This window comes from Streptomyces sp. L-9-10 (genome assembly GCF_004151105.1).
Taxonomy (GTDB): Bacteria; Actinomycetota; Actinomycetes; order Streptomycetales; family Streptomycetaceae; genus Streptomyces.
This window is the reverse complement of sequence record NZ_PHRF01000028.1, coordinates 80,260-100,002: the sequence shown is the minus strand read 5'-3', so window position 1 is coordinate 100,002 and position 19,743 is coordinate 80,260. Positions and strand designations below refer to the sequence as shown.

Below are 19,743 nucleotides of genomic sequence, written 5' to 3'. Positions count from 1 at the left end.
TCACTCGTGCGCATACTAAGCAGTCGCTTGCCTCGCTGGGAACATCCCGCCCGGGAGCGATCCTCTCGGAACCCGCCTGGAATCCGGCTGGAATCCGGCTGGAATCCGCCCCTCAGGACGTCTTCGGCCGCGCCCTGACGTGCATCCGCTCGCCCTGCGGACCGAACAGGCTCAGGAACTCGACCGGCGCGTCCACGGCCGGCCCGAACCAGTGCGGTACGTGCGTGTCGAACTCGGCCGCCTCGCCCGCGCCGAGCACCACATCGTGCTCACCGAGCCGCAGCCGCAGCCGGCCCGCCAGTACATAGAGCCACTCGTACCCCTCATGCGTCCGCTGTTCGCGGTCGTCGTCCGGCGAGGGCTGGATGATGACCTTGTACGCCTGGAGCCCGCCCGGCTGGCGGGTGAGCGGCAGCATCGTACGGTTGCCGTACACGATCGGCTTGGCGCGCACCCGGGGATCGCCGACATGCGGCGCGCCGACCAGTTCGTCGAGCGGGACCTGATGGGCACGGGCGATGGGCAGCAGCAGTTCGAGGCTGGGGCGCCGACGGCCCGCCTCCAGCCGCGACAGGGTGCTCACGGAGATGCCCGTGGCCTCGGAGAGCGCGCTCAGTGTGGCGCCGCGCTCCTGCCGGATCTTGCGCAGCCGGGGTCCCACTTCGTTCAGTACTTCTTCGAGCCGGGCGTCGTCGTCATTCATGGCCCCATTGCATCATCGATTGCCGGATCGGCAACAGGACTTGCCGGGCCGCCACGGTGGCGACCCGGATGATCGGACCCTACGGCTTCTGCCGCTTTCGCAGCCTCTGCCGCTTTCGCGGCTTCTACGGCTTGACTCCCGGCGCGACGGACGGCGTTCCGTCCGGGAACAGCGGAACGGGCCTGATCCTGCGCAGATACGCCTCCGCCTGCCAGATCGCCTCACGTGCGGTGCGCTGTCCCATCAGCACACAGAGGGTGTACGCCACGTCCTCGAACCGTCCGCGTGTCTCCTCGTCGAGCGGATCGGCGAGCACCAGCCGTTCCCAGGCCCGGTACCGGGCCAGCAGATCGGCCACCAGATGTCTGTCCGGCAGCAACATGCCAACCACCTCCCGCGTTCGGGATCCACCCGCTCCCTCCGGCTTCGCACGCGGCAGGGCGCCGGTCCCCTGCGGGTCATTGTCCACCCGGCGCCCGGCATCCGCTCGGTGAGTCCGGCGGGCCGGGCCCTGACCTGGTACGACGGGCGCGGAGGCAGTCCCCACCTCGGATTCAGTCGTCCAATTCAGTCGCCTAGCCCTCGTCCCGCACGAGCGCGAGCAGCCGGTCCAGGACATGCGGACCGCCCGCCCGCACTCCGTCGTGCTCGTACTCGTCCGTCACCCACGTCCGCAGCCCCCGGATCGCGCGCGCGGTGCGCAGGGAGTGTTCCGTGTCGACGTACATGTCGTCGTGGTAGACGGCCGCGGCGACCGGCACCTCGTTGGCGGCCAGCCGGGCCGGGTCGTAGAGCGGGACCCAGTCGGTACGGGCCGCGATCAGCTCGGCGACCTCGCGCAGCGGGCGGAGTGCGGGGTCGGAGTCGAAGTGCCAGGGGTGGATGGTCTCTCCCGTGAAGTACAACGGCCCTTCCCCGGCGAGGGTCTTGGCCGCGTCGAACCGCGCGAACTCACCGCGCACCCGCTCGGCGGCCCACTGGGTCGGCCGGCCGTCCTGGCCGTAGATCGCCTCGTGGAGCACGGCGTACAGCGGATGCCCGGCGAACGAGAGTGCGGTGGCCACGCTCTCCTGGAACGCGTCGGAGAGCACCGGGCCCTTCGGCGTGCGGACGAAGGCGTTCTCCAGCAGATAGTGCAGCTGATGGCCGCCGTCCCCGCCGCCGAGCATGATCCCCAGGGACTGGAACGCCTCGGGCGTGAGGACGTAGCCGGTGGGAAGTACGGGCCGGTGCTCGGCCAGATACTTCGCGATCCGGCGGGCCGCGCCGATGTCCTGCGGATAGCGGGCGTAGAACGCCTCCACCTTGCGCGCGATCCGCGGGTACGCGGCGCGGTAGACCTCGTCGGCCGTGGCGTCCAGCGAGGGCAGTCCACCGGTGATCAGCACGGTCTCCAGGCCCTCGGGGGCGGTGGAGAGGTAGTGGGTGGCGCAGAAACCGCCGAAGCTCTGGCCGAGCACGGTCCACGGGGCACCGCCGGTCAGCAGCGGACGTATCGTCTCGCAGTCCCGCACGATCGAGTCGGCGCGGAAGTGCGCGAGATAGTCCGCCTGCCCCCGCGGGTCACCGTGCAGGGGCAGGGTCTGCCGGTTGACGGGGGTGGAGAGGCCGGTGCCGCGCTGGTCGAGGAGCAGTACCCGGAACTCCTTCAGGGCGCGGCCGAGCCACGCCTGCCGGCCGATGAACCGGCGCGCGCCGAAACCGGGACCGCCCTCCAGGTACACCAGCCAGGGCAGATCGGCCTCCGTCCGTGCGCTCGCGACGACTTCGCGGGCGAACAGCTCGATCCGCTCCCCCGACGGATCGCCGTGGTCCAGCGGGACCGTGAAGCGGTGGTCGGTGAGGACAACGCCGGGCTGACGGTAGCTGGTCAAGGGTGCTCCTGTTCTCGCTCGCCCCTTCCGGGGCAGTCACGCCGGACAGTTCAGCACACGGGCCACGGCCGGGCGGAGACCGCCCCGCTCAGGACCGTCCCGCTCGGACCGTCCCGTTCGGGCTCGCCCCGGCCCGTGATGGCGTGTGACGACCTGTACGGCCACGGGAGCGTCTCCGTTCAGCGCGGTGCGGCGGGTACGCGGTTCCCCGGACGGTCCCGGCCCGCGTCCCCGGACGGTCCCGGTCCGCGTCCCCGGACGGTCCCGGTCCGCGTCCCCGGACAGTCCCGGTCCGCGCGCGCGGCGGCCCGCCCGCTCCTAGCGTGAGGTCATGATCCGGTTCGAGCAGGTCAGCAAGGTCTACCCGGACGGAACGGCCGCCGTTGACGAGCTCTCCTTCGACGTCGACGAGGGCGAACTGGTGACGCTGGTGGGCCCTTCCGGCTGCGGCAAGACGACCACCATGATGATGGTTAACCGGCTGATCGAGCCCACCTCGGGCCGTATCTTCGTGGAGGGCCGGGACATCTCGGGGGTCGACCCGGTCCAGTTGCGCCGCCGGATCGGTTATGTCATCCAGCAGGTGGGGCTCTTCCCGCACCGGACGGTCCTCGACAACACCGCGACCGTGCCCGCCCTGATCGGCTGGAAGAAGGCCAAGGCGCGCGAACGGGCGGCGGAACTGCTCGAACTGGTGGGGCTCGACCCGGCGACGTACGGTCCGCGCTACCCGGCGCAGCTGTCGGGCGGGCAGCGCCAGCGGGTGGGCGTGGCGCGCGCTCTGGCCGCCGATCCCCCGGTGCTGCTGATGGACGAGCCGTTCGGCGCGGTGGACCCGGTGGTGCGCGAACGGCTTCAGAACGAGTTCCTGAAGCTCCAGGCGACGGTGCGCAAGACGGTGCTGCTGGTGACGCACGACATCGAGGAGGCGGTGCGGATGGGGGACCGTATCGCGGTGTACGGGGAGGGCCGTATCGAGCAGTACGACAGGCCGGGGGCGGTTCTCGGCACCCCCGCCACGCCCTATGTGGCCCGGTTCGTCGGCGCGGACCGGGGGTTGAAACGGCTCTCGGTGACCGCCGTCGAGCCGGCCGATCTGGAGCAGCCGCCGGTCGCGAGGACCGATGAGCCCGCCCGGGACGCGGCGGCGCGGATGCGCGCCCAGCGGGCCCGCTGGGCGGTGGTGCTGAACGGGGACGGCGAACTGCACGGCTGGGTCTCCGCCGACGCGCTGGCGCAGGCCCGGGAGCGGGGCTCGGTCGGTGATCTGGCCCGCCGGATGGAGGCGTGGGTACCGCTCGGGTCCCCGCTGAAGCAGGCGTTCAGCGAGATGCTCCAGCATGACGCGGGGTGGGTGGCGGTGCTGGAAGGGGCACGCTTCGCCGGGGTGCTGACCCCGGCGAAGCTGCACGAGGCGCTGCGCCGCTCGGTGGACGCGGACGCCCAGGGCATCGGGCGCGACGAGGTCGACTTCGACTCGGTGTCGGACGCGTGAGCGGGCGGCCGCCGGTACGGGACCCGGCTCGGTGGCCGGGTCCCGTACCGGCGCGCGCTATCCGCGGGCGACGGCGATCGATCCGGCGAGCCGCTCCCCCGCCTCGTAGACCATGTACGGCACTCCGCCCTGCGTACCGAAGCTCGGAGCGGCGCTGCGGCCGTTGTCCGGGGCGCCGGCGGCGGAGTTGTAGAAGACGCCGAGGTGCTGTCGGCGCGTGAAGTCGTTGCCGACCTCCGTGATCATGAGGTCGCCGCCGCTCTCCTTGTCCTTGTTGTAGACGACATACGTGCTGCCGTTCCGGGTCAGCAGATGCGGGCCGCCGACATTGACCGCGCCGACGTCCGAGTGGCGTACGAGCGGTGTCTGGTCGAAGGTCCAGTTCCGGCCGTCCGGTGACCAGCCCCAGGCGATATCACGGTGGTTGGTGGTGTTGTTGAGCATGAAGAGCATGACGTAGCGGGCGTTCCTCGACGGCAGGTCATGGGCGAAGACCCGTGCGTACGAGGCCTCCGTGGACCCGGCGGGCAGCATCGAGGTCGACAGGACGACCTTGTCGTAGGTGAAGGTGATGCCGTCCTTGGAGCGGGCGAGCCTCGTGGTGGTGTTCTCGCCGTGGAAGTAGAGCCACATCTCCTTGGCGTCCTCGTTCCACAGGACGTGCGGGGACGAGACATGGCTGACGGAGTAGTGGGGCTGCCAGGTGCGGGAGACCAGCGGATTGGCCGGGTACTCCGTGAACGGGCCTTCCAGGGAGTCGCCGTACGCCAGGCAGATACCGCCGGGCGCGTCGTGCGGCGCGTAGTAGAGGTAGTAGCGGCCCAGCGCGCCCGCGATCCGGCCCGCGGTCCCCCGGATGCACGGGAAGATGATCTCGCCGGTGGGGTTGTACTTCAGCTGAGAGGGCGTCAGCAGGGTTTTGACATAACGGTAGTCGGGGAAACCGCCGGGGGCCGCGGCGGCGCCCGGCGCGGTCCCGACGCCCGCCGCCAGTACGGCCGAGGTGGCGACGGCGCCGCGCAGGAAGATACGGCGGCTCGGATTCTGCGGCTCGGTCATGAGGTTCTCCGTCCCAGTGAGTGTCAGGAGCATGGGGGTCGTCAGAGGTACATGGGGGTCGTCAGAGGTACGTCGCGGCGGTGACGATGAATCCGCCGAGCGCGACGAGCCAGACATACGGCAGCGTGCGCGCCATCACCTGCTGCGGGGTGACGCCCGCGTACTGCGCGCTCCACACCGTCTGGGTGCTGGTCGGGTCGGCCACACCGAAGACCTGGTTGTACGAGGTGGCCAGGCCGAGCACCGCCACGGCCGGGTAGATCCCGGTGGCGATGAGCACCCCGGCGATGCCCGCGCCGAGGCCGAACACATTGAGCGGGCCCCGGTAGAGACAGAGCGGTACCAGCAGGGTGAAGACGAGGACGAACAGCACGGGGTTCTGCGGGCTGACCGCCTTCACCAGCGGTTCCAGTGCCTCCACCGCGCCCGGCAGCTTCACCGCGGCCAGCAGGATCCCGATGGCGATGAACAGCGCGATCGGCGCGGCGGCGATCTCGAAACCGCTGTAGAGCGTGCGCAGCAGCCGCTTGTTCATCTCCCCCGGCCGGGTCGTGGTGACCAGTGCGTACATCACGCCCGCCAGCAGCGAGGGCACGATGGCCACGTCGAGGCCGAGCGCGAGGATCAGGGGCACGGCCGGGGTGAGCAGCGCGTACCAGGGCGCGTCACCGAGCCGCTGACGGCGTGAGAGCGGCTTCTCCGGGACGGACTTGAGGGACCAGGCGTGCTCGACGCCCTTGCGGCGGGTCTCGATGAGGACGAACAGGACCGCCGCGGCCAGTGCGAACGGAAACAGTTTGATCATGAAGCCGCGCACGGTCGGGACGGGCAGTTCCAGCGCGCTGGAGAAGAACTGCCAGACGGGCAGTTCGAAGGGCATACCGGCGGCGATGCCCATCAGAATCGTGCCCGCGGCGGTGACCTTCGGGATGCCGACGGCGATCATCGCGGGGATGCCGATGATCCCGGCGAGCATCGCGGCCGGCGCCGAGCCCGTGACGGTACCGACCAGGGTGGAGACGGCCAGTACGCCGAGGGCGACCACCACGGGCCGGTCGCCGCCGAATTCGACGATCTTACGGACGAGCGTGCCCGCGATCCCGGTCTCGTCGAGCAGTCTGCCGAGCCAGGAGCCCAGCAGGATGGCGATCATGGTGGCGGCGAGCGTGGGGGCGCCCTCCTGGAGCACCGTGTCCAGCACACTGTTCTCGCCGGTCGCCGGGGCGCCGGCGACCAGCGCGATGGCGACGGCCAGCAGGACGAGCGCGAAGGCCGTGGGGAGTTTGCGGGTCAGCATCGCGGCCACCCCGGCCGCCATGATCAGCAGAATGACGACGCCCATGGCGTTACTTCTCTCTTCCGTGCGGGTGGGCCGCGGCGGCTCCGTGCGGGGAGGCCGTGGCGGCGAGCGCGGCGGTCAGCAGCAGCGGGCTGCGGCCCAGACCGCAGACCGCGCGGGCGTGGGCATGGGCGGCGATCTCGTCGGCGCCCGCGACATGGCCGTACACCGTGCGGCGGCCGAGGCGCAGCACGACATGGCCGAGGGAGCGGCGCAGAGCGGCCTTGGCCGGTCCGCGGTGCAGCCGCTGGTGGACGGCCTCATGGGCGAGGGCGGCGGCGCGTACGGATCCGACGGGGTACCAGTCGCGCCAGCCGAGCCGGTCGACCAGTTCCTCGGCGGCGGCGAGGGTATCGGTGTACAGCTCGACGGCCGGGGGCCGGGAGGTGTAGCGCGCGATGAGCCCCCGTTCCAGACCGCCGTCGCGCTCGACGATCCGGGCCGTGCACCGCGCGGGGTCGAGCCCCGCGCCGAACTCCTCGGCGGCGTACGCCCATTGGCGCAGCAGTCCAGGATCGCGGCCCTCTTGGGTGGGGGTGGCGGCGAGGAGGCGCACGGCGAACTCGATGTCGTCGAGTTCCGCCAGTTCGCGGACGGCCCGCTCGGTGGTGACCGTACGGGTCATGTCCGGACCTCCAGCACGGCGATGACCGGTTCGTCGGCGGCGCGGGCCCGGAGTTCGCCCCGGGCGAGGGCCAGCAGCGGCTGCGGGTCCAGGACTCCCGAGAGGTCGGCGATCCTGGCACCGATGAGGAGGCGCAGCGCGGGGGCCCGGACGCCGCCGTCGCCGTACGAGGTGGCCTCGCCCACCAGCCCGGCCAGTACCTCGGGGGCGCGGCCGGCGGTGGTGGTCTCGACGCGGGCGTCCGGCGCGTGGAGCCGTACGACGCCGTCGGCGTCGACGACCCGCACCGGATGGCGGGTGGCGCGGAACCGGCGGCGCACTTCGGTGCCGTAGACGGTGTGGGACGGGGTGTCCGCCAGGATCCGTACCTCCGCGGGACCGGTCCTGAGGCTCGCGGCGGCGGCACGCAGCCGTTCGTCGGCGTCGGCGCGGTGGGCGCGGTCCTGGGTGCGCAGTTCGGTGGCGCCGGTGGCGACCGCGCGGACGGTGTGGGTCTGCGGATCGACGGTGACCTCGACCTCGACGCCGTCGGCCGCCGCGCCCTGGGCGATGACGGCGCGCTCGGCCTCGGCGCGTACGGCGAGGATCTGTTCCTGGCCCGCGCCCGGGATGATCCGTTCGATCTGTTCGCGGACCAGGGCGAGGGCGACCCCGATGGGGCTGATCACCTCACTGTGCCGGGCGATCCTGCCCTCCTGGCCGGAGACCGCGGCCAGATGCGGGGTGACGGACGCGGCGCCGCCGCCCCCGCCGACCAGGACGGCGGTGTCCTTGTCGAGCCGGTAGTCGCGGATCATCGCGTCCACCACGGACTTCACCTGGCCGGTGCCCGCGTCCAGGACGCGCGCGGCGGCTGTCGCCACATCGGTGCCCAGCGCCGCCGCGAGCGGGGCGAGCGCCGCCCGCGCCACCTCCTGGTCGCAGCGGGCGAAGTCCCCTTCCGGGACGCGTCCCAGGGCGTTCGCGGCGCAGGTCATGGTCAGTGCGAACCGGCCGCCCGCCGCGTCGAGCACCGCGTAGTCGGCCGGATCGTCGTCCATCGGGCTGACGGTGGCGAGGGTCGCGTCGCGCAGCTCGTCGAGGGTGGCGAAGCAGGCGTACGGCAGCCCGGCGATATGCGCGCTGCGCGGACCCACCGTGGTGACCTTCCCGCCGCCGATCCGCACCATCGAGCCGCCGCCGACCCCCACCGTCCTGACGTCCAGCGCGGACAGATAGGACGTCTTGCCGAGGATGGTGGCGTGCCGTACGGCGACCTTGCCGCGCCGTACGACACTGATGTCGGTGGAGGTGCCGCCGGTCTCCAGGAACAGGCCCTCGCTGATCCGCTCCCGCATCAGGGCGCCCGCCACCCCCGCCGCGGGTCCCGACAGCACGGTCAGCAGCGGTCTGCGGCGCATCTCGTCCAGGGACATCACACCGCCGTCGCAGCGCATCACCATCAGCGGTGCGCTGACCCCCGCCTTGGTGATGGAGGCGTCGACCAGATCGGCCGTGGCGAGCATCCGGGGCAGGATCGCCGCGTTGACCACGGCGGTACGGGTCCGCTTGTGGAGCCCGTAGAGCGAGGTGATCTCGTGCGCGGCGGTCAGCGGCAGGTCCCGGCCGCGGGCCGCGTCGAGCACGGCGTCCTCGCCCTCCGGCCGGTCCACGCTGAACGGCTGCGTGGCGACCAGGACTTCGGCTCCTTCCCGTACGACGTCGTCGACCGCGCTCCGTACGGCGGCGGTGTCCTCGGGGTCGGGCACATGCGCGTAGTGGAGCGGGAGCCGCTTGCCGGGGGTGAGTTCGAGCTTGCCGAGGGCGGCGAGCCTGCGGGTGAGCGCGGCGCCGGGACCGGAGCCGATGCCGATCAGTCCGACGGTGGCCACGTCGCCCTCCAGCAGGGCGTTGGTAGCCTGGGTCGTGCCGTGGGCCAGGAAGGCGACGTCCTCAGGGGCGTGGCCGGTACGGTCCAGCAGTCGGCCGAGCGCTTCCACGATGCCGTGGGCGACGCCGTCCTCGTGGTGGTGGCTGGTGGGAACCTTCACCTGCCCCAGCAGTTCGAGGGTCGTGGCGTCGACCGCCACGGCGTCGGTGAAGGTTCCGCCCACGTCGATGCCGACGCGGATGCGGTGGGTGGTCATGGTATGGGCACCTCCTTGTGCACGGTGGGCAGGTCCTGACCGGCCGATGTGGTCGGCCGGTCAGGACCGGTACGCGGGCGGTGGGCCGGGCGGAGACAGGTGGAGCTGCTTCCGTCCGGCCGTCCCCGTCCGCCGGGATGGGCGACGAGGCGCGTCAGTAGCCGCGCACGTCGGGCCAGTTGCGCTGGACTCCGGCGCGGTCGAGCACTCCGGCGAACGCGTCGAACCGCTTGTCCTCGGACTGGACCTGGTGCGGTTCCACGCCTTCGGCGAGACAGTGGGCGGCCAGGGCACCGGCGACCTCGCCGATGTTCCACTCCACCGGGTGGAGCCGGTAGCAGCCGTTGGTGATGTGGGTGGTGCCGATGTTCTTTCCGGCGGGCAGCAGATTGCGGACACGGCGTGGTACGAGCGCGCCGAGCGGGATCTCGAAGGGCACGGACCCGATGTCGACGTAGCTGTCGCCGCCGGTGGAGGGGTGCAGATCGATGCGGTAGTTGCCGACGCCGACCGAGTCCCGGTAGCGGGTGCCGCCGTACGGACCGACCAGATCGATCGCGACATCGTGCTCGGTGATGGTGGTGACGGCCTTGATCCGGCGCGATTCGCGTACGTACGGCGCCTTGGCGAGGCCGTCGGGGGTGCCGGTGACATCGGGGCGCGGACGCAGCCCGGGAAAGCCGGTGCCGCCGTCGGCGCGCGGCGCCTCTGTCTGGAGCCAGTACAGAACGGAGAGCGACAACTGCCGTGCCCCGGCGACCGCTTGGGCGGCGGTTTCGGCGCCATCGCCGATCAGCGGCTTCAGCCAGTAGTCGTTGAGCGGCCAGTTGACCAGGGTGATGTCGGAGTCGAAGGCACCGTCCCTGTGCAGCTTGCGGGCGAGGATCCGGCGGAAGCCCCAGAGTTCCTTGTCCCCCGCGTCGGCGCTCTGGTCGGCGGTGACATCGAGCGGGTCGAGAGCGGGGTTGGGTACGAAGGTACGCGGCACGGCCTCCAGGGTGCGGGGGTCGGGGGCGAGGAAGCCGAGCAGCGGCCCCGGCCAGAAATCGGGGCGGTAGGAGCGCCAGAAGTCGTAGTCGGCGGGCTTCTCGATCGTGTGGTCCTCGCCCTCGTGGTGCGAGAGCGCGAAACAGACCGTGATGCCCTGCTGGTTGAGCGGCTGCGCCGTCTCGGGCGCGTGCGGCTCGTCGAACTCGGCGCGGGCCTCGGCGCCCACCACGTGCTCCACGCCCGCGAGTTCGAGCAGTTCGCCCGTCTCGGTGGCGTCGATGACATAGCGCGCGGCGATCGTGCGCCGGCCGCCGTCGCGCAGGCTCTCGACGGTGACGCTCCGTACGGTGTCGTCCCCGGCCGCCTCGGCGGCGACCGGCCGGTGCTCGGTGAGGAGGGTGAGCCGCCCGGCGGCCCGGTGGGGGGCGAGCATGGATTCCATGACGGTGAGGGCGACACGTGGCTCGTGACAGAGCTTGCTGACGCGCCCGGCGCCGGGGTTGAGCGAGGTGAGGGCGAGGGCCTCGGACCGCATCGGGTACCACTGGCGGTAGAAGTCCCGGATGGATTCGCGTAGGTGACGGTACGAGGCGGTGGTGCCGAACTGCTCGACCCAGGGGTGCTCGTCCGGCGGGACGGCCTGTGAGGTGAGCTGGCCGCCGATCCAGTCGGTCTCCTCGGTGAGGACGACACTGCGCCCGGCCCGGCAGGCGGCGAGTGCCGCGGCCACGCCGCCGAGTCCGCCGCCGACGATGAGAATGTCCGGTTCGGGTATCACGGATCTCCTTGTGATGCTGTGTTGTGCCGTGTGGTGCGTGTTGTGCGTTGTGCCATGGGGACGGGGTGAGACGAGGAGGGGTGCCGGGCCCGCTACGGGGCGGGCGGCGGAGGCGGACCGGCGGTGGCACCGGCCCTGAAGACGCAGGACACCAGCGGTTCCGTGGCCTCCTCCCCCGCCACCAGCGCGGCGAGCAGACGTACCGCCGCAGCGCCCAGCCGGGTTCTGGGGATGTCGAATCCGGTGGGCCGCGGACCGTCCGCCAGGTCCGGGGGCGGCGAGCCGAGCAGTGCGAGCGAGACCTCGCGCGGGCAGTCGATCCCCGCGTCACGGACGGCCGTACGCAGCGCGCGCCAGGCGCCGCCCGTGTCGGTCTCCTCGGCGACGAAGGCGGTCACACCGTCGTCGAGCCATCCGCGCAGCCGCTCCGCGGTCAGTTCGCGCTCCGGGGCGGCCGAGCGGAAGACGGCGGCGGGGCCGCCGGGCAGACCGGCCGCCTCCAGCCCCTTGAGGAAGCCGTGTTCACGGTCGGTGGAGGCGGGCGCGTCGTCGTCCTCGCGGATGAGCACGATCCCGCGGTGGCCGAGCGCGGCGAGCCGGCCGACCACCTCACGGCTCGCGCTGACATAGTCGGCGCCGACCCAGGCCAGGCCCTCCAGTTCGTCCCTGCGGCCGATATGGACGACGGGGAAGCCGTCGGCGACCAGCCGCCGCAGCTCCCCGGCCGGTACATGGCGGCCGAGGAAGAGACAGCCGTCGGCCAGCCGCACCCTGCTGAGGGCGTCGGGCCCGGCGGCCCCCGCGCCGCCGGTGCTCGAACCGGTGAAGAGCACCAGGTCGTAGCCGCGCGCGGCGGCCTCCTGCTCGACACCGACCAGGAACGGGTAGTACGAGTGCTGCACATCCGTCGGGAAGGTGGCGGTGAAGCTGAAGACACCGAGCAGGTCGTTGCGCGCCGCCGCGAGCCTGCGGGCCGCCGGATCGGGTACGTAACCGAGGCTGCGGGCCGCGTCCAGCACCTTGCGCCGCGTCTCCTCCGAGATCGTGGCGCCCTGCTTCTTTCCCGCGAGCACCAGCGAGACCGTGGCCTGCGAGACCCCGGCCAGCCGGGCGACCTCCGACTGACGCGGCCGCGCGGTGCGCCCGGCCGGTGCGGGGGCCCGGCCTGGCCGGGAACGCTTCCTTGGTTCGTCCACCGGTTGCTCCTCATGCTCCTCTGGAATCGTTAATGCGCATTAGTAATGCGCATTAACGAGCACTGTGGACCTCCGGGCGATCGGGGTCAAGAGGGCGGACCGGACTTCTTTCCGGACTCCTTCGCGGACTTCCGCCCGGGACTTCTGCCCAGGGGCCCGCGGTCGTACGGTGTGATCTTCCGTCTCCTGTGACCCTCTCTCCTCAGCGAAGGTGGCCCTCCATGCCCCTGTTCGACCTGCCCCTCGACGAACTCCGCGGCTACCGGAGCCGGTCCGCGGAGCCGGAGGACTTCGACCGCTTCTGGGCCGCCACCCTCGCCGAGACGCGCGACCACGCGCTCGACGCCCGCTTCGTTCCCGTCCCGACGGGACTCGCCACGCTGGATGTGTTCGATGTGACCTTCGCCGGGTTCGGCGGCCATCCGGTCAAGGGCTGGTTCGTCCTGCCCGCGGGGACGTCCGAACCCCTGCCCGTGGTGGTGCAGTACCTCGGTTACGGCGGCGGGCGCGGCCTGCCGCACACCCATCTGCTCTGGGGCTCGGCCGGCTTCGCACACTTCGTGATGGACACGCGGGGACAGGGCGGCGCCTGGAACGGTGGCGACACCCCCGACCCGGTGGGCAGCGCCTCCTCGTACCCCGGCTTTCTGACCCGGGGCATCGAGGACCCGTACGCGTTCTACTACCGGCGGCTCTTCGCCGACGCGGTACGCGCCGTGGAGGCCGCACGCTCCCACCCCCTCGCCGACGCCTCGCGCACGGTGGCCCTGGGCACGAGCCAGGGCGGCGGGATCACGCTCGCGGTGGGCGGGCTGGTGCCGGGTCTCGCGGCGATCGCGCCCGATGTGCCGTTCCTCTGCGACTTCCCGCGCGCGACGACGATCACCGACCGCAATCCGTACCGCGAGGTGGGCAATTACCTGAAGACCTACCGGGGCAGGACGGCGGACGCCTGGCGGACGCTCAGCTACTTCGACGGGGTGCACTTCGCGGCGCGCGGACGGGCTCCGGCGCTGTTCTCGGTGGCCCTGGAGGACGAGACCTGCCCGCCGTCCACGGTCTTCGGGGCCTTCAACGCCTATGCGCACGAGGACAAATCGATCGAGGTGTACGACTTCAACGACCACGAGGGCGGCGGCCCGTACCAGGAGGCCGTCCAACTGGCCTGGCTGGCGGACCGGTTGTGACGCCCTGACCGGGCGCCGCCCACCCGGCCTCCCGGCGCCGTCCGGCAACGAGCCGAAAGGGAACACCTCTTGACCGGCACCTGGGGTTAACCCTAGGTTTCCCGGAGAAAGCGCTTTCCGACAACGATGTCAGAAATCGGTTCACCAGGAGGCACGGTCATGAGACTGCCCGCCCCGCCCCGCACCGCCGCTCTGGCGGCACTCTCCGCGTTCACCGCGCTCGTCCTGCTGCTGACCGGCTGCTCCGGCGGCGGGTCGGCCGGCGGCGGCGGAATCACCCTCACCTTCAGCTGGTGGGGCAATGAGAACCGCGCCGAGCGCACCAACGAGGCCGTACGCCTCTTCGAGAAAAGACATCCGGGAGTGACGGTACGGACGTCCTTCGCCGGCTACGAGGCGTACGTCCAGAAGCTCGCCACCCAGGCCGCGGGCGGCGATCTGCCCGATGTCGCCCAGCTCGACTACCGCCAGATATCCCAGTACGCGGGGAGCGGCACCCTGCTCGACCTCACCCCGTACATCGAGGACGGCACGCTACGTACCGGCGCGATGGACCCGGGGCTGGTCGCCACCGGCCGCTACGGACCCGGCCAGTACGCGCTGCCGATGGGGCAGGGCTCCACCGGATTCGCCTATGACGCGACGGTGTTCGCGAAGGCCGGGCTCAAGACACCGGAGCCCGGCTGGACCTGGGAGGAGTGGGCCGACGCGGGCCGCGCGATCAGCGCGCTCGGGCTGAAGGGCCCGGACGGCCGTCCGTACACCGGCCTCACCGACATCGGCGTGAACGAGGACGCCTTCGAGAACTGGCTGCGCGGCCACGGCAAGAAGCTCTACGCCTCCCAGCACCGGCTGGGCTTCACCACCGCGGACCTCGCCGCGTTCTGGACGTTCACCAACGGCCTGCGCGAGGAGGGCACGGCCTCGCACGCCAAGGACACCTCGCAGATCGGCGGCGCGATCGAGGACGGACCGATGGGGCGCGGTCTGGCCGCCACCGACTTCAACTGGGACGGGCCGTTCCTCGGCTACGCGCCACTGATGGGCGACACGGTGCATCTCGCTCCCGTCCCCACCGTGAACGGCACGGCGGGACAGTACTTCAAGCCCAGCGTCCTGATCGGGGCGGGCGCCGGCACCGAACACCCCAAGGAGGCGGCAGCGCTGACGGACTTCCTGCTCAATGACCCCGAGGCCGGGAAGATCCTCGGGGTCACCCGCTCCACCCCGCCCAACCGCGACATCGCGCGGTCGATCGGCAAGGACCTGCGCGGACCCGAGAAGGAGGTCTTCGAGTACGGGAGGAAGATCGCCGCGTACGGTGTCGATCCGCCGCCGACGGCACCGCCCCGGGGCGATGTGGTGCTCCAGGTCTCCTTCACCCGTATCTACCAGCGGGTGATCCACGGCATGACGAGTCCCGCCGAGGCGGCCGGGGAATTCGTCGCCGAGGCGGAGAGGGAGCTGCGATGAACCTCACCGGAGATCCGCGTCGGACCGTATCCCCGCCTCCGCCCTCCCCCGCGCCCCCGGCCGCCGGGCGCGAGTCCCGGCGCGCGCCGCGCCGTGAACGCCAGGGCCCCGCCTATGTCTTCCTCTCCCCCTGGATCCTCGGCGTCGTGCTGCTGACGCTCGCGCCGATGGCCGTCTCGCTCTATCTCTCCTTCACCGACTACAACCTCTTCGACGCCCCCACCTGGGTCGGGCTGCGCAACTACACGGACATGCTCTTCGAGGATCCCCGTTACTGGCGTTCGGTCGGCACCACACTGATCTTCGTGGTGGTGGCGGTCCCGCTGAAACTGGCCCTCGCCCTCGGCGTCGCGCTGCTCCTGAAGAACATGCGCTCCGGCCGGGGCTTCTACCGCTCCGCCTTCTACGCTCCGTCCCTGCTCGGGGCCAGTATGTCGATCGCGCTGGTGTGGCGGGCGCTGTACAACGACGGCGGTACGGTCGACGACCTGCTCGGCCGGATCGGCGTCCGCACCGGAGGCTGGGTCGCCGATCCCGATCTGTCGGTCCTCGTGGTCGCCCTGCTGGCCGTCTGGCAGTTCGGCGCGCCCATGGTGATCTTCCTGGCCGGTCTCCAGCAGATACCCGGCGATCTCTACGAGGCGGCGGCGCTCGACGGAGCCGGGCGGTGGCGGCAGTTCGTCTCCGTCACCCTGCCCATGCTCTCCCCGGTCCTCTTCTTCAATCTGGTGCTGGAGACCATCCAGTCGTTCCAGGTGTTCACCCCCGCCTTCGCGATCAGCGGGGGCAAGGGCGGCCCCGCCGACTCGACCATGTTCTACACGCTCTATCTGTACGAACGCGGCTTCTCCGCCTCGCACATGGGCTATGCCTCGGCCATGGCGTGGGCACTGCTGCTCGGGATCGGGGCGGTGACGATCGTGCTCTTCAGGACGTCACGTTCCTGGGTCTTCTACGCCAACGAGGGGGCCTGATGTCCACTGCCGCCATCGGCAAGCGGAACGCCCGTACCGGTACCGGCAACCGAGGCCGCCGTATCGCCCTGCATCTGGCCGCAGGGCTGATCCTGCTGGTCCTGCTCTATCCGCTGGTGTGGCTGCTCGCCACCTCGCTCAAACCGGCCGACGAGGTCCTGACCAGTCTGAGACTGCTGCCGAGCCGGCTGGAGTGGAGCAACTACAGCACCGCCCTGGACGGGGTGAGCGGGGTGAAGGTCTCCACGCTGCTCACCAACTCGCTGCTGATCTCGGCGGGTTCGGTGCTCGGCAACGTCCTCTCCTGCTCGCTGGCCGCGTATGCCTTCGCGCGGCTGCGGTTCCGGATGCGGGGCGTCATGTTCGGCTTCATGGTCGCCACGATGATGCTGCCGCACCACGCGGTGCTGATCCCGCAGTACATCATCTTCAACCAGCTCGGCATGGTGGACACCTACTGGCCGCTGGTACTGCCGAAGTTCCTGGCCACGGAGGCGTTCTTCGTCTTCCTCATCGTGCAGTTCATGCGGGGGCTGCCCCGCGAGCTGGAGGAGGCGGCCAAGATCGACGGCTGCGGGCCGTTCCGCTCCTTCCGGTCCGTGGTGCTGCCGCTGACCCGTCCGGCGCTGATCACCACGGCGATCTTCACCTTCATCTGGAGCTGGAACGACTTCTTCACCCAGCTGATCTATCTCTTCGACCCGGAGAAGTTCACCATCACCCTGGCCCTGCGGAACTTCGTGGACCAGTCGAGCCAGTCGGCGTTCGGCCCGATGTTCGCGATGTCGGTGATCTCGCTGCTGCCGATCGTGCTCTTCTTCGCCGCGTTCCAGCGCTATCTGGTGCAGGGCATGGCGACCTCGGGACTGAAGGGGTGAGCGCCATGGGTACCCGGCCGGCCGCGTCCTCGCCGTACGACCGCCGCGAGCCCGGGGAGCTGTTCGGCCCGCGCTTCGCGCTCTTCGCCGACATGCTCGCCGTCGGTCTGTTCACGACGGTGGCGAGTCTGCCGCTCCTCACCGCCCCGGCCGCGCTGGCCGCCGGCTGTTCCGTACTGCGGGACTCCGCCCGTACGGAACGGACGGCGACCGCCGGCCGGTACCGGGACGCGCTCCGGGCGCACGGCATCGCCCGTACCCTGGCCGCCGGCGCGGTCCCGCTCGCGCTCGGCGCGCTGTTCCTGCTGGATCTGGCGCTGGCCGGGGCCGGACTGCCGGGGGCCGCCGCCGTCTCGTTCGCGCTGGCGGTCGTCGGAGCGGGGGCGCTGGTCGTGGCGGTACGGGCCGCCGCGCACCCGGTGGCGCGGCGCAGCTGGCCCGCCGCCGTACGGGGCGCCGCCCGCCGCTCGGCCGCCGATCCGGCCGGGTCCGTACTGATCGCGGTGGCTCTGGCGCTCTGCGCCGCGATGGTGTGGGCGCTGCCGCCGCTCGTCCTTCTCGTGGCCGGGCCGCCGGCGCTGGCCGCCGTCTCGGTCGAGCTGCGCGGGTCCGGTCGGGGCCGGTCCCCGCGCCGGTGATTCAGTGCGACGCCGGAATCAGCCTCTTCGATTCCAGATAGGTGCGGGCGACGTCCTCGGGGAGCCGGCGCCAGCTGTCCACCTGCTGGTTCATCGAGGCCAGATCCTTGGTGGTGAGCACGGTGTTCAGCTTGTCCAGCGCCGTGGTGACGCCCTTGCTCCCGGCCCGTGCGCGATTGACGACGGGCACGATGTAGTCGGCGTTCTGGAGATGCCGGTCGTCGGCGAGGAGCACCAGTCCGAACTGTCCGAGTGTGGCGTCGGTGGTCGTGGTCAGGACCATCTGGTCCTGACCGTTCTGCACGGCCCGCTTCGCCGGTGTCGTCCCCACGCCTTTGGGGTCGATGCCGGTGATGTCGATGCCGTACGTCTTCTTCAGCCCGGGTTCGCAGTACGGGCGCCGTACGCACTCGTCGCCCGCGGCGAGCCTGACGGGCAGCCGGGATCGTCCCAGGTCGCTCAGTGTTCTGAGCCGGTGTTTCCGGGCGTAGGCGGCGGTGACGGCGAAGGCGTTCTGGTCGACGGCGCGGCCGGGATCGAGGACGGTCAGTCCGCGCGGCGCGGCGAGGGAGCGCAGTGCCCTCATCGTCGCGCCCAGGTCGGGTGAGCCGACGGGTTGCGCGTCGGGGCCGTGGGCCTTGGCGTTCAGCCAGTCGGCGAAGGTCGCCGCGTACTCCGGTACGACATCGATCTGGCCGCTCTCCAGGGCCGGTTCGTAGATCTCCCGGTTGGTGACGGAGAGGATCCGGGTGTGGTACCCCGCGCGGTTCAGCAGGAGCGCGTACATCTGGGCGAGCAGATCGCTCTCGGTGAAGCCGGCCGAGCCGATGGTCAGATGCTTGCTGTCGCCGGGCGGTGCGGTGACATCGCCGCGGTTCTCCAGGGACGGTCCGGTGGCACAGGCGGCGGCCAGGAGGAACGAGGTGACCAGGGCCACGGCGGTACGCGCCGCTCTCATCCCCCGCCCCTCACCCAGCGCGGCCCCAGCCGTCGCACCAGCTCGAACACCCCCTCCACCAGCAGTGCGAACACGGCGACGAGGACCGCGCCCGCGACCACCTGGGGTGTGTCGGCGAGATTGAAGCCCGCGGTGATGATCCGGCCGAGACCACCGCCGCCGACCAGGGCGGCGATGGTCGCGGTCGCCACCAGCTGGACGGCGGCGATCCGTACACCGGTGAGGATCAGCGGCAGGGCGAGCGGCACCTCGGCCCGCCACAGCAGCTGACTGCCCGTCATCCCCATGCCGCGGGCGGCCTCGACGACATCGCGGTCCACCCCGCGCATCCCCACATAGGCGTTGGTGAGCAGCGGTGGGATCGCGAACAGCACCAGCGCGATGATCGTCGGCCACTGGCCGTGCGTGCCGATCGGGGTGAGCAGCAGCAGGACGAGAACGGCGAAGGTCGGGACGGCCCGGCCGACGTTGGAGATGTTGACGGCCAGCGCGCCTCCCCTCCCCAGATGGCCCAGGACGAGCGCGACGGGCAGCGCGATCGCACAGCTGATGACCAGACAGACGACGGTGAGGAAGAGGTGCTCGCCGAGCCGGTTCCAGACCCCGCCGGACCCTGACCAGTTCGAGGCACTGGTGAGCCAGGACCAGGCCGCCGCGAGGGTGTTCACGCGCGGCGCTCCCGCGCCCAGGGGGTGAGCAGCCGCTGGAGTCCGAGCAGCAGGAGGTCGGCGGCGACGGCGATGACCACGCAGAGGACGGAGGCGGTGAGCACCTGCGCCTTGAAGAAGGTGTTCATCCCGGCGTAGATGAGATTGCCGAGACCTCCGTAGCCGACGATCGCGCCGATGGTGACGAGGGAGACGGCGGAGACGGTCGCGATCCGCAGCCCGGCCATGGCGGCGGGGAGGGCGAGCGGCAGTTCGACGGTGAGCAGCAGCCGGACCGGTCCGTACCCCATGCCACGGGCGGCCTGCCGGGTCTCCTCGGGTACGGCGCGCAGTCCTGCCAGGATGTTCCGTACGAGCAGGGTCAGCGAGTAGAGGACCAGCCCGGCGACGACGAGCGAGGCCGCCAGTCCGTACACGGGCAGCAGCAGGGAGAACATCGCGAGCGAGGGGATGGTGTAGAGGATCGTGGTGATCCCGAGCACGGGCCCGACCGCCCAGTTCCAGCGGCGGGCCGCGAGGGCCAGGGGGACGGCGATGACCAGTGCGAGCAGGATGGCGAGGAAGGTCAGGTGGAGATGCTGGAGCACCGCGTCCCACAGGATGGTGCGGCGGCTGGAGAGGTAGTCGCCGCAGATCCACTCGTTGCGCGCGAGGCAGTCGTCCGGAGGCGCGGTCACCCGTCCATTGGACGCCCGTGCCCGTCCGTCCGCGCGCGGTGATGGACCGTACGGATGGCGGACCCGCCCGGCCCCGGCCGCCGGGCAGGGCCGGGGCCGGGGGGA

The 19,743-nt window shown here is 71.3% G+C and carries 18 protein-coding genes; 6 read left to right on the top strand and 12 right to left on the bottom strand.

The annotated features are described in order from the left end of the window. Positions 1-112 precede the first annotated feature (112 nt). The 3 genes from CU044_RS08500 to CU044_RS08490 form a co-directional block, all read right to left on the bottom strand. Complete coding sequence (locus tag CU044_RS08500; protein WP_129767864.1) at positions 113-703, bottom strand: XRE family transcriptional regulator; 591 nt, start codon at positions 701-703, stop codon at positions 113-115. Positions 704-827: 124 nt separating this feature from the next. After that, complete coding sequence (locus tag CU044_RS08495; RefSeq protein WP_129767863.1) at positions 828-1,085, bottom strand: DUF5133 domain-containing protein; 258 nt, start codon at positions 1,083-1,085, stop codon at positions 828-830. Between the two features lie 193 nt (positions 1,086-1,278). Then, positions 1,279-2,577 carry an alpha/beta fold hydrolase gene (locus tag CU044_RS08490; RefSeq protein WP_129767862.1) on the bottom strand — a complete coding sequence of 433 codons (1,299 nt, stop codon included), beginning with the start codon at positions 2,575-2,577 and terminating at the stop codon, positions 1,279-1,281. A 331-nt stretch (positions 2,578-2,908) separates the two neighbouring features. Here CU044_RS08490 and CU044_RS08485 point away from each other — a divergent pair, with 331 nt between their 5' ends. Next, entirely contained in the window at positions 2,909-4,072 is a 1,164-nt protein-coding gene (locus CU044_RS08485; protein ID WP_129767861.1) for a betaine/proline/choline family ABC transporter ATP-binding protein, read from the top strand. Between the two features lie 57 nt (positions 4,073-4,129). Here the strand turns inward: CU044_RS08485 and CU044_RS08480 are convergent, their stop codons facing one another. The 6 genes from CU044_RS08480 to CU044_RS08455 all read right to left on the bottom strand — a co-directional run bounded on the left by CU044_RS08480 (position 4,130) and on the right by CU044_RS08455 (position 12,185). Further along, positions 4,130-5,131 carry a hypothetical protein gene (locus tag CU044_RS08480; RefSeq protein ID WP_129767860.1) on the bottom strand — a complete coding sequence of 334 codons (1,002 nt, stop codon included), beginning with the start codon at positions 5,129-5,131 and terminating at the stop codon, positions 4,130-4,132. A 61-nt stretch (positions 5,132-5,192) separates the two neighbouring features. Next, positions 5,193-6,473 (bottom strand): TRAP transporter large permease subunit, encoded by a 1,281-nt coding sequence (locus CU044_RS08475; protein ID WP_129767859.1) that lies wholly within the window; start codon positions 6,471-6,473, stop codon positions 5,193-5,195. Positions 6,474-6,477: 4 nt separating this feature from the next. Then, entirely contained in the window at positions 6,478-7,095 is a 618-nt protein-coding gene (locus tag CU044_RS08470; protein WP_129767858.1) for a hypothetical protein, read from the bottom strand. Next, positions 7,092-9,221 (bottom strand): hydantoinase/oxoprolinase family protein, encoded by a 2,130-nt coding sequence (locus CU044_RS08465; protein ID WP_129767857.1) that lies wholly within the window; start codon positions 9,219-9,221, stop codon positions 7,092-7,094. The genes CU044_RS08470 and CU044_RS08465 overlap by 4 nt, the downstream gene beginning before the upstream one ends. A gap of 154 nt (positions 9,222-9,375) precedes the next feature. After that, positions 9,376-10,989 (bottom strand): FAD-dependent oxidoreductase, encoded by a 1,614-nt coding sequence (locus CU044_RS08460; protein WP_129767856.1) that lies wholly within the window; start codon positions 10,987-10,989, stop codon positions 9,376-9,378. Positions 10,990-11,081: 92 nt separating this feature from the next. After that, entirely contained in the window at positions 11,082-12,185 is a 1,104-nt protein-coding gene (locus CU044_RS08455) for a LacI family DNA-binding transcriptional regulator (RefSeq protein WP_129767855.1), read from the bottom strand. 221 nt (positions 12,186-12,406) lie between these two features. Between CU044_RS08455 and CU044_RS08450 the strand changes: the two genes are divergently transcribed. From CU044_RS08450 to CU044_RS08430, 5 genes are all read left to right on the top strand, one after another. After that, complete coding sequence (locus CU044_RS08450; protein WP_129767854.1) at positions 12,407-13,372, top strand: acetylxylan esterase; 966 nt, start codon at positions 12,407-12,409, stop codon at positions 13,370-13,372. A gap of 159 nt (positions 13,373-13,531) precedes the next feature. Next, on the top strand, positions 13,532-14,845 hold the full coding sequence (locus tag CU044_RS08445; RefSeq protein WP_129767853.1) for an extracellular solute-binding protein: 1,314 nt from the start codon (positions 13,532-13,534) through the stop codon (positions 14,843-14,845). Further along, complete coding sequence (locus tag CU044_RS08440; protein ID WP_129767852.1) at positions 14,842-15,819, top strand: sugar ABC transporter permease; 978 nt, start codon at positions 14,842-14,844, stop codon at positions 15,817-15,819. The genes CU044_RS08445 and CU044_RS08440 overlap by 4 nt, the downstream gene beginning before the upstream one ends. Next, the gene (locus tag CU044_RS08435) at positions 15,819-16,697 is read left to right on the top strand and encodes a carbohydrate ABC transporter permease (protein ID WP_129767851.1); all 879 of its coding nucleotides are present in this window, start codon (positions 15,819-15,821) and stop codon (positions 16,695-16,697) included. The genes CU044_RS08440 and CU044_RS08435 overlap by 1 nt, the downstream gene beginning before the upstream one ends. Positions 16,698-16,702: 5 nt before the next feature. Continuing rightward, a complete protein-coding gene (locus CU044_RS08430; protein WP_129767850.1) occupies positions 16,703-17,335 on the top strand; it encodes a hypothetical protein in 633 nt (210 codons plus the stop codon). Position 17,336: 1 nt separating this feature from the next. Here CU044_RS08430 and CU044_RS08425 read toward each other — a convergent pair whose 3' ends face one another. The 3 genes from CU044_RS08425 to CU044_RS08415 are packed head-to-tail and all read right to left on the bottom strand — an operon-like array spanning position 17,337 to position 19,638. After that, entirely contained in the window at positions 17,337-18,293 is a 957-nt protein-coding gene (locus CU044_RS08425) for an ABC transporter substrate-binding protein (RefSeq protein WP_129767849.1), read from the bottom strand. After that, on the bottom strand, positions 18,290-18,961 hold the full coding sequence (locus CU044_RS08420) for an ABC transporter permease (protein WP_129767848.1): 672 nt from the start codon (positions 18,959-18,961) through the stop codon (positions 18,290-18,292). The genes CU044_RS08425 and CU044_RS08420 overlap by 4 nt, the downstream gene beginning before the upstream one ends. After that, on the bottom strand, positions 18,958-19,638 hold the full coding sequence (locus tag CU044_RS08415; RefSeq protein WP_129767847.1) for an ABC transporter permease: 681 nt from the start codon (positions 19,636-19,638) through the stop codon (positions 18,958-18,960). The genes CU044_RS08420 and CU044_RS08415 overlap by 4 nt, the downstream gene beginning before the upstream one ends. Positions 19,639-19,743: the final 105 nt, after the last annotated feature.

What these genes read in the sequence shown, in the direction of transcription:
- CU044_RS08480 (WP_129767860.1), bottom strand. Translation starts at nt 5,131, where the DNA reads ATGACCGAGCCGCAGAATCCGAGCCGCCGTATCTTCCTGCGCGGCGCC.
- CU044_RS08440 (WP_129767852.1), top strand. Translation starts at nt 14,842, where the DNA reads ATGAACCTCACCGGAGATCCGCGTCGGACCGTATCCCCGCCTCCGCCC.
- CU044_RS08425 (WP_129767849.1), bottom strand. Translation starts at nt 18,293, where the DNA reads ATGAGAGCGGCGCGTACCGCCGTGGCCCTGGTCACCTCGTTCCTCCTG.
- CU044_RS08470 (WP_129767858.1), bottom strand. Translation starts at nt 7,095, where the DNA reads ATGACCCGTACGGTCACCACCGAGCGGGCCGTCCGCGAACTGGCGGAA.
- CU044_RS08445 (WP_129767853.1), top strand. Translation starts at nt 13,532, where the DNA reads ATGAGACTGCCCGCCCCGCCCCGCACCGCCGCTCTGGCGGCACTCTCC.
- CU044_RS08430 (WP_129767850.1), top strand. Translation starts at nt 16,703, where the DNA reads ATGGGTACCCGGCCGGCCGCGTCCTCGCCGTACGACCGCCGCGAGCCC.
- CU044_RS08485 (WP_129767861.1), top strand. Translation starts at nt 2,909, where the DNA reads ATGATCCGGTTCGAGCAGGTCAGCAAGGTCTACCCGGACGGAACGGCC.
- CU044_RS08465 (WP_129767857.1), bottom strand. Translation starts at nt 9,221, where the DNA reads ATGACCACCCACCGCATCCGCGTCGGCATCGACGTGGGCGGAACCTTC.
- CU044_RS08435 (WP_129767851.1), top strand. Translation starts at nt 15,819, where the DNA reads ATGTCCACTGCCGCCATCGGCAAGCGGAACGCCCGTACCGGTACCGGC.
- CU044_RS08475 (WP_129767859.1), bottom strand. Translation starts at nt 6,473, where the DNA reads ATGGGCGTCGTCATTCTGCTGATCATGGCGGCCGGGGTGGCCGCGATG.
- CU044_RS08450 (WP_129767854.1), top strand. Translation starts at nt 12,407, where the DNA reads ATGCCCCTGTTCGACCTGCCCCTCGACGAACTCCGCGGCTACCGGAGC.
- CU044_RS08495 (WP_129767863.1), bottom strand. Translation starts at nt 1,085, where the DNA reads ATGTTGCTGCCGGACAGACATCTGGTGGCCGATCTGCTGGCCCGGTAC.
- CU044_RS08500 (WP_129767864.1), bottom strand. Translation starts at nt 703, where the DNA reads ATGAATGACGACGACGCCCGGCTCGAAGAAGTACTGAACGAAGTGGGA.